The organism is Roseisolibacter sp. H3M3-2 (assembly GCF_029211165.1).
GTDB lineage: Bacteria > Gemmatimonadota > Gemmatimonadetes > Gemmatimonadales > Gemmatimonadaceae > Roseisolibacter.
This window is the reverse complement of record NZ_JARGEK010000210.1, coordinates 1-8,350: the sequence shown is the minus strand read 5'-3', so window position 1 is coordinate 8,350 and position 8,350 is coordinate 1. Positions and strand designations below refer to the sequence as shown.

The following is an 8,350-nucleotide window of genomic DNA, read 5'->3' as shown; positions in this document are numbered from 1 at the left end:
CGACGCCGCAGGCGAGGCTCGCGCACAGCCCGAGCGCCACCGCCACCGCCAGCGCGCGCCCGTCGAGCGCCGCCGCCGCCAGGCGCGGCACGTCGGCCGGGATCGCCGCGACGAGCAGCCGCGTCATGACGACCGCCGCCGGCACCGCGACCGCGATCGCGAGCGCGCCGAGGACGAGGTGCTCGACCGCGAGCTGGCGCGCCAGCCGCCCGCGCCCCGCGCCGAGCGCCGAGCGCACCGCCAGCCCGCGCGCGCGCCCGACGCTGCGGGCGAGGACCAGCGTCGCCACGTTCGCGCAGCCGATGAGCAGCAGCACGCCCACCGCGCCGAGCATCAGCAGCAGCGGCCGGCGGTAGTCGTCGCCGAGCGTGCGCGCGAGCGCCGCCACGCGCGCGGCGGGGCGCGTGCCGTCGTCGTCGGGCGCCGCCGGCGGGAGCGTCGCGGTGATCGCGTCCAGCTCGCGTGCCACGCCGGCGGGGGCGGCGTCGGGCCGCAGGCGCGCGACCAGCGTGAGGTACGGGGTGAAGTTGTCGCGCTGCGACGGCTCGAGGCGGAGCGGCACCCAGAAGTCGCGCTCCCCGAGCGCCGCGTCGAGGCTGGCCGGGAGCACGCCCACCACCGTGTGCGGCACGCCGTCGAGCACCAGCGTGCGCCCCACCGCGGCCGGCGACGCGTCGAACGTGCGGCGCCAGAGCGCCTGGCCGAGCATCACGACCGCCGGCGCGCCGGGGCGGTCGTCGTCGGGGGTCAGCACGCGGCCGAGCGCCGGGCGCACGGCGGTCACCGCGCCGAAGGCGCCGCTCACCGCGAGCCCGGGGACGCGCGCCGCGCCGTCGGGCGTCCGCACCGTCGCCTGCCGCTCGGCGACGGCGGCCAGCGCCTGCGGCGCGCGCGCCCGGGCGCCCCAGGCGGCCAGCAGCCCGGGCGACCCGCCGCGCGCCTCGCCGCGCACCGTCGGCTCGAGCGTCACGATGCGCTCGGAGTGGGGGAGCGGGAGCGCGCGCAGCAGCACCGCGTCGACGACCGAGAACATCGCCGTGGTCGCGCCCAGGGCGAGGCCGAGGGTGAGCACGGCGGCGGCGGCGAAGCCGGGCGCGCGGCGCAGCGTGCGCACGCCGTAGGCGAGGTCGTGGCGCACGGCGGAGAGCCACTCCCACCGCGCGAGCCCGGCCTGGCGCGCGCCCTCCTCGGCCATGCACTCGGCGGCCACGACGTCCGGGTCGCCGAAGCGGCGCCGCGCCTCCGCGCGCGCGTCGTCGGGGGAGCGGCCGGCGGCGACCAGCTCCGCCTCGGCCATCGCGAGGTGGAAGCCGATCTCGCGCGCGACGTCGGCCTCGGCGCGTCGGCGCCCGGCGGGGAGGCGGAACGGGGGGCGGCTCACGCGGCCCCCGGCGCGGGGGTGGCGCCGAGCACGCGCCCGAACGTCTCGACGTACTCCTGCCACGCCGAGACCTCGGCGGCCAGCTGGCGGCGGCCGGCGGCGGTGATGCGGTAGAAGCGGGCCTGCCGGTTGTTCTCGGAGAGCCCCCACTCGCTGGCGACGAACCCCTTCCGCTCCAGGCGGTGCAGCGCCGGGTAGAGCGCCCCCTCGCCGATGTCGAGCCGCCCGTCGGTGGTGTCGGCGACCCAGCGGCTGACCGCGTAGCCGTGCTTCGGGCCCCAGGTGAGGGCCTTCAGGACGACGACGTCGAGCGTGCCGCGCACGAACTCCATCCTATCCATCCGCCCCTCCTCCCCTCGAGTTCTGATGGGAGTATCGGGCTGTTCCCCTCAGAACGCAAGGGGAAAAGCAGGAATCGGATGAGACGGATCAGATCTGATCCATCTCATCCGATTCCCGGCTCTTACACAGCCTCCGACAGCGACGTGAAGTTGAAATCGCGCACCTTGAGCGTCGGCATCGACACGTCGCCGCCTGCCTCGGTCCCAGCCAGCCGCTCGGCCGGGCCGATGGCCTCGAGGTTGTTGAGCATGAACAGCGGCGACTCGTTGAAGCGGAAGTTGCGGAGCGCGCGCGTGATCTTCCCGTCCTCGATGAGGAACGTCCCGTCGCGCGTCAGCCCCGTGTAAAGGATCGTGCGCGGGTCCACCTCGCGCAGGTACCAGAGGCGCGTCACCAGCACGCCGCGCGGCGTCGAGGCGATCATCTGCTCGACGCCCGTGTCGCCGCCGGCCATCTTGAGCGACGACGGGGCGCCGGTGGCGGTCTTCCCCTGCTTCTTGGCCCAGAAGCGCGAGTAGTAGAGCGCCTTGAGCGTCCCGTTCTCGATCCACGTCTGCCTGGTCAGGGGCAGCCCGTCGCCATCGAACGGCTGCGCCAGCAGCTGCGCGTCGGTGGGGTCGGAGTAGAGGGTGACGCGCGGGTCGACGATGCGCTCGCCGATCTTGTTGCCGCCCCCCTGCTTCACGAAGGGCGACCGCCCCTCGTCCGACTGGCGGGCGTCGGCGTAGTTGGCGATGAGCTGCACCAGGTCGCCCACCGCCTGCGGCTCGAGGATCACCGTGTAGCGCCCCGGCTCGATCGCCTGCGGGTTGCGCGAGCGGCGCGCCTTCTCGACGGCACGCTCGGCGACGCGGCGCGCGTCGAGCTGCGCGAAGTCGGGGTGGTCGGCGGCCGCCCAGCCGGAGCCGGTGCCGTCGGTGGTGCGGACGGTGAGCGTGTAGTTGGCGTTGGTCGCGCGGTCGTACGCGAACAGCCCCGCCTTGTTGCCGAGGGCGAGCGAGGTCATCCCCGTCACCAGGTAGCCGGCGGCGTGCAGGTCGCCGGCGGCGCGCGACAGCTCGAGCGCGGTGAGCGCGGCCCTCGCGCGGTCGGCGGGGGTGAGCGCGGCGGTGCTCTCGAAGTAGCGCGTGGCGCCGCGGTACTGCTGCGCCGGGAGCGCCGGCATCGCCTCGGGGTCGTCGGGGGCGAGGCGCGCCAGCCGCTCGCTCTGCTCGACGGCGCGGCGGATCGCCTCGTCGGACAGGTCGTTGGTGGTGACGACGGCGTGCTTGGGGCCGAACGACGACTGGATCGCCAGCGCGGCGTCGGTCGTGGCGCCGGCGGTCGACATCTGGTTGGCGGCGAAGCGCGTGTTGCCGCGGTACGACGAGTTGACCTGCACGTCGATCCCGTCGGCCTTCGACAGCTTCACCGCCTTCTCGACGATCGCCTGCGCCTGCTCGCGCGTGACGAGCGCCTGGTCCGCGGCCTCCGCGAGGGGAAGATCGGCGCGCATCAGCTCTTCCTCCCGGTGTTGATGACGTTGACGTTGCGGAAGCGCGCCGGCGGCGAGCCGTGGCTGACCGCGTTGACCTGCGGCGGCTGCCCCTTGCCGTCGAAGAAGCTCCCGCCGAGCCGGTAGCTGCGGCGCCCGCCGATCATGTCCATCGCGTTCCAGAAGTCGGGGGTGCGGATCTGGTAGGCCACGTCCTTGAGCTGGCCGACGATCTTGCCGCCGCGGATCTCGTGGAACACCTGCCCGCCGAACTGCGCGTTGTAGCGCTGCTGGTCGATCGAGAAGGAGCCGTCGCCGACGATGAGGATGCCGCGGTCGGTGGCCGCCACGAGGTCGTCCTGCGACAGGTCGCGCTCCCCCGGCATGAGCGAGACGTTGCACATGCGCTGGAACTGCACCTCGTTCCACCCCTGCGCGTACGAGCAGCCGTGCGAGCGCACGGGGAGGTTCTGCGACTGGTACCACGAGCGCAGCCACGGCGCCTGCTCGCGCGTCGTCTGGTAGTCGTTGAACATCCCGTTTTTCACGATCAGGAAGGTGTCGGGCTTCACGCCGTCGTCGTCCCACCCGACGGTCGAGAGCCCGCCCTCCTGCGAGCGGTCGCCCTGCACGTTCATGAACTCGGGGCCGTACTTCAGCTTCCCGAGCTTGTCCTCGGGCGGGGCGATGAACGACGTCCCGGCGTAGTTGGCCTCGTACCCCATCGCGCGGTCGAGCTCCGTCGGGTGCCCGATGCTCTCGTGGATGGTGAGCCACAGGTTGCCGGGGTCGAGCACGAGGTCGTAGCGCCCGACGTCGACCGGCTTGGCGCCGAGCTTCGCCGACGCCTCCTCGCCCCAGCGCGCGGCGTTGCCGACGAGGTCACTCTCGAGCACGTACTCCCACCCGCGCCCCATCGGCTGCACGACGTTGCCGCGGTTCTGGAAGTCGGTGAAGTCGGCCGAGACGGCGGTGATGGTCATCAGCGGCCAGGAGCGCACGACGTCCTGGCGGATCACCGAGCCGTCGGTGTTGGCGTAGTTGCGCTCGTCCTTCACGAAGAACAGCCCGCTGAAGACGAACTTCACGTTCTTCGCCTTCATCGCGCCGGCGTTGGCGCGCAGCAGCAGGTCGGCCTTCTGCTCGAGCGGGACGTCCCACGGGTCCTGCGTGTAGGCGCCCTTCCAGACGCCGTCGGCCACCGCCGGCGACGGCAGCCACTCGACGGCGCGGTCGCGCGCGACGCGCGTGGCCTTGGCGATGGCGACGGCCTCGCGCGCGGCGCCCGCGGCGCCGTCCTTCGTGAGCTGGCGCGTGGCGGCGAACCCCCACGTGCCGTCGACCAGCGCGCGCACGCCGACGCCGATGGTGTCGGTGTCGACGACGTTCTGGATCTGCTGCTCGCGCGTGAAGACGAAGTTCTGGCGCTGCCGCGAGACGCGCACGTCGGCGTACTGCGCGCCGGCGGCGCGGGCGGCGGCCAGCGCGTCGGCCATGAGGGCGCGCGTGGCCGCGGGGTCCTGGAACGCGTCGAGGGCGCGGGCGCTCGGGGCGGGGGCCGCGGACAGGAGGCGGGGGATGCCGGCGAGCGCGCCGCCGGTGAGGGCGGCGGCGCCGAGCGCGGCCCCGCCCTGCCGGAGGAAGTCGCGACGGGTGGTCATACGCGGGGGGCTGGGGTGAGAGCGGGACGAAGCACTCGGCGGGGGCGGGGCGCCAGGGTGGGGGGCGGGAATTGACGGAGTCCTATCGACGGCGGAGAGCGGGGTACGGCGTAGTTCAGGACAGGGCGAAGAGCGGGGTACGGCGAACAGGGTACGGCGTACGCCGGGGTGCGGCGAACCTGCGAGCTCGTAGCCGGTAGGTTCGCGGTACCCCGTTTTCCGATTCACCCCTTGGTTCGGTTCACCCCGCTCTGCGCGGTACCCTGGGGTTCGCCTCACCCCGCTCTCCGCCGTGCACCGGCACAGGCACCCCTTCGCCGTTGTCGTGCCTCCGCCCGCGGCGTACCTTCGCCGCCCCTCACGACGACGGAGATGCGGATGGGACGCGTGGTGCTCGACATGGCGGTCTCGCTCGACGGCTACGCGTCGGGCCCCGACGGCGGCGACGCCGGCCTGCACGACTGGTACTTCGATCCCGCGCCCGCCGACGTTGCGGTGATCGACGAGCTGCTCGGCGAGATCGGCGCGATGGTGCTGGGGCGGGGGATGCTCGGCGCCGAGCCGGCGGGCTTCGACACGCCGTACCGCGTGCCGCACTTCGTCATGACGCGCACCGCGCGCCCCACGATCGACCGCGGCGGCGTCCCGTTCGCGTTCGTGACGGGCGGCGTCGAGGCGGTGGTCGGCGCGGCGCGGCGGGCCGCCGGCGACCGCGTGGTGTGCGTGGCCGGCGGGCCGACGACCGCGCGCGCGGCGATGGCAGCGGGGCTGGTCGACGTGCTCGACCTGCACGTCGTGTCGCGGGTGCTCGGCGGCGGGCTCCGCCTGTACGACGGGTGGCCGGCGGTGGCGCTGGAGCGGGAACGCGTCGTCGAGTCGGCGGGGGTCACGCACCTGCGCTACCGCGTGGTGCGCTGACCGCGATCGGGACGGCGACCGCCCCGGCCGCGAGCCGGTAGATTCGTCGTACCCCGGCGTTCGCCGTACCCCGCAGTGCGCCGCATCCCGACGTACGCCCCACCCCGTCGTTCATGGGCGCCATCGCCACCGAAGTCGTCGTCATCCTCCTGCTGCTCGTCGTCAACGGCGTGTTCTCGATGTCGGAGCTGGCCGTCATGACGGCGCGCCGCTCCCGCCTCGAGCACCGCGCCGAGGAGGGGGACGCCGGCGCCCGCGCCGCGCTCGACCTGGCGTCGCACCCGACGGCCTTCCTGTCGACGGTGCAGGTGGGGATCACCCTCGTCGGCGTGCTGGCCGGCGCGTTCGGCGGCGCCGGGATCTCCGAGGTGCTCGCCGAGTCGCTGCGCGGCGTCGCCTGGCTGGCGCCGTACGCCGAGTCGGTGGCGTTCGCGCTCGTGGTGGCGGTCATCACGTACCTCTCGCTGATCGTCGGCGAGCTGGTGCCCAAGCGCATCGCGCTGTCGGGGCCCGAGCGCGTGGCGTCGCTGGTCGCGCGCCCGATGCGCGCGATCTCGCGCGTCGGCGGCCCGCTGGTGCGCGCGCTCACCGCCTCGACCAACTTCGTGCTCCGCCTCCTCGGCCTCGGCACGGTGTCGGAGCCGGGGGTGACGGAGCAGGACATCCGCGCGATGGTCGAGCAGGGCGCGGAGACGGGCGTGGTGCAGGAGGCGGAGCGCGCGATCGTGGAGAACGCCTTCCGCCTCGGCGACCGCAGCGTGGACGCGCTCATGACGCCGCGCCCCGACGTGCAGTGGGTGGACCTCGCCGGCGCGCCCGACGACCGCCGCGCGCAGCTCGCCGAGGCGGCGCGCGACCGCTTCCTCGTGTGCGACGGCGACCTCGATCACGTGGCGGGGGTGGTGCACGCCGAGGACCTGCTGCTGCGCTGCATGGCCGGCGCGGCGGTCGACGACCCGGCGGTGCTGCGCGGGCTGGCGCGCGAGCCGCTGTTCGTGCCGGCGACGATGCCCGCGTTCCGCCTGCTCGAGACGTTCCGCGACCGGCGGCAGCACGCGGCGGTGGTGCTCGACGAGTACGGCGCGGTGACGGGGCTGGCGACGCTCGACGACCTGCTGGCCGCGCTGGTGGGCGAGGTCCCCGGCACGGCCGGCGGCGAGGAGCCCGACATGCAGCGCGCCGCCGACGGCAGCTGGGTGGTCGACGGCGCGACGCCGCTCGTCGACGTGGAGGCGCGCCTCGACGTCGAGGCCACGGCGCAGGAGCGCGCGGACGTGCTGACGCTCGCGGGGTTCGTGATGGCGCGGCTCGGGCGGGTGCCGCGCGTGGGGGACCACTTCGAGTGGGAGGGGCGGCGGGTGGAGGTGGTGCGGATGGCGGGGCGGCGGATCGAGCGGATCGTCGTCGGAGCGCCCGCCAGAAGCGAGGGGTGAGGCGAGTCTCGTGGCTCGGCACGGCGGAGAGCGGGGTGAGGCGAACCCCAGGGGACGGCGCAGAGCGGGGTGAACCGAACCAAGGGGTGAATCGGAAAACGGGGTACCGCGAACCTACCGGCTACGAGCTCGCAGGTTCGCCGCACCCCGGCGTACGCCGTAGCCTGTTCGCCGTACCCCGATCTTCGCCCTGTCCTGAACTACGCCGTACCCCGCTCTCCGCCGTCGATCAGCGCAACCCTTCCCGCACCTCCCGCAGCACCGTCTCCGCGTCGAGCCGCAGCAGCGCCTCCGCCGTCCGCCGCCCCGCCATCCGCGCGACGACGCGCTCCCCCGCCCAGTAGGCGAACCGCGCCGGCACGTCCGCGCGCCGGCCGCCGACGAAGAACCAGTCGGCGTAGCGTTTCGGGTCGGTGGATTCGAGGTCGGCCGCCAGCTCGGGGAGCAGGCGCGCCGCCGCCGCCGGCGCGGCGGTGGGGAGGTCGGCGCTCATCAGGCGCTGCGCCGCGGTGCGCCCCGGTGTCGCGCAGCCCACGGCCCATGCCGCGAGCCCCTCCGCGAACAGGCTGACGTAGAGCGGCGTCGGCACCCCGCGCACGCCGGCGTCGACCCGCGCGTACAGCGCCGGGTTCGCGCGCGCGTGGGCGACGTGCGTCAGCTCGTGCTCGGCCGTCGCCGCGGCGTCGTCGGCGCGGTCGGAGAGAATCGTCTGCACCTCGACGCCGAGGAAGAGCACCGGGCGTCCGTCCACCAATCGCACCGTGCCGTTGGTGCGGCCGAGGGTGAGCCCGAGCACCACCGGCACCTCGGCGCCCGCCAGCGGCGGCAGCAGCGCCGCCATCCGCGCCGCCGCCGGCGGCAGCTCGCGCTCGAGGTGCGCCGCCACCCGGTACGCCGCCGGCAGCCGCGGCGTCAGCCACTCCAGGTAGCGCGCCAGCCCCGCCGAGTCGGGGACGGCGAACACCGGCCCGAACACGTCGGGGTGCGCGTCGACCACCATCCGCCGGAACGCCGCCTGTCGGGCGGCCGGCGCGGCGTCGCGCGTGGCGTCGTCCCAGGCGCGCACCGCGGGGAGCATCGAGCGCACGCGGAGCGTCGGCGCGCGGGCCGAGGCGCTCGCGGGCGGCGGGCACGCCGCGGG

At 74.8% G+C, this 8,350-nt stretch carries 6 protein-coding genes and 1 pseudogene; 2 read left to right on the top strand and 5 right to left on the bottom strand.

Going from position 1 to position 8,350, the window contains the following annotated elements; genetic code table 11:
- From PYV61_RS16220 to PYV61_RS16205, 4 genes are all read right to left on the bottom strand, one after another.
- On the bottom strand, window positions 1-1,381 hold a 1,381-nt coding region (locus PYV61_RS16220; protein WP_275833461.1), incomplete at its 3' end, for an ABC transporter permease.
- Window positions 1,378-1,722, bottom strand: coding sequence for a PadR family transcriptional regulator (locus PYV61_RS16215; protein ID WP_275833459.1), 345 nt, complete (start codon window positions 1,720-1,722; stop codon window positions 1,378-1,380). The genes PYV61_RS16215 and PYV61_RS16220, both read right to left, overlap by 4 nt.
- A gap of 122 nt (window positions 1,723-1,844) precedes the next feature.
- A complete protein-coding gene (locus PYV61_RS16210; protein WP_275833457.1) occupies window positions 1,845-3,218 on the bottom strand; it encodes a TldD/PmbA family protein in 1,374 nt (457 codons plus the stop codon).
- On the bottom strand, window positions 3,218-4,858 hold the full coding sequence (locus PYV61_RS16205; RefSeq protein WP_275833455.1) for a TldD/PmbA family protein: 1,641 nt from the start codon (window positions 4,856-4,858) through the stop codon (window positions 3,218-3,220). The genes PYV61_RS16210 and PYV61_RS16205 overlap by 1 nt, the downstream gene beginning before the upstream one ends.
- Before the next feature lie 378 nt (window positions 4,859-5,236).
- Between PYV61_RS16205 and PYV61_RS16200 the strand changes: the two genes are divergently transcribed.
- Window positions 5,237-5,776, top strand: a complete 540-nt coding sequence (locus PYV61_RS16200) for a dihydrofolate reductase family protein (protein WP_275833453.1) — start codon at window positions 5,237-5,239, stop codon at window positions 5,774-5,776.
- Between the two features lie 113 nt (window positions 5,777-5,889).
- Window positions 5,890-7,209 (top strand): hemolysin family protein, encoded by a 1,320-nt coding sequence (locus tag PYV61_RS16195; RefSeq protein ID WP_275833451.1) that lies wholly within the window; start codon window positions 5,890-5,892, stop codon window positions 7,207-7,209.
- A 229-nt stretch (window positions 7,210-7,438) separates the two neighbouring features.
- Here PYV61_RS16195 and PYV61_RS16190 read toward each other — a convergent pair.
- Window positions 7,439-8,350, bottom strand: a pseudogene (locus PYV61_RS16190) (hypothetical protein); the annotation flags it as partial.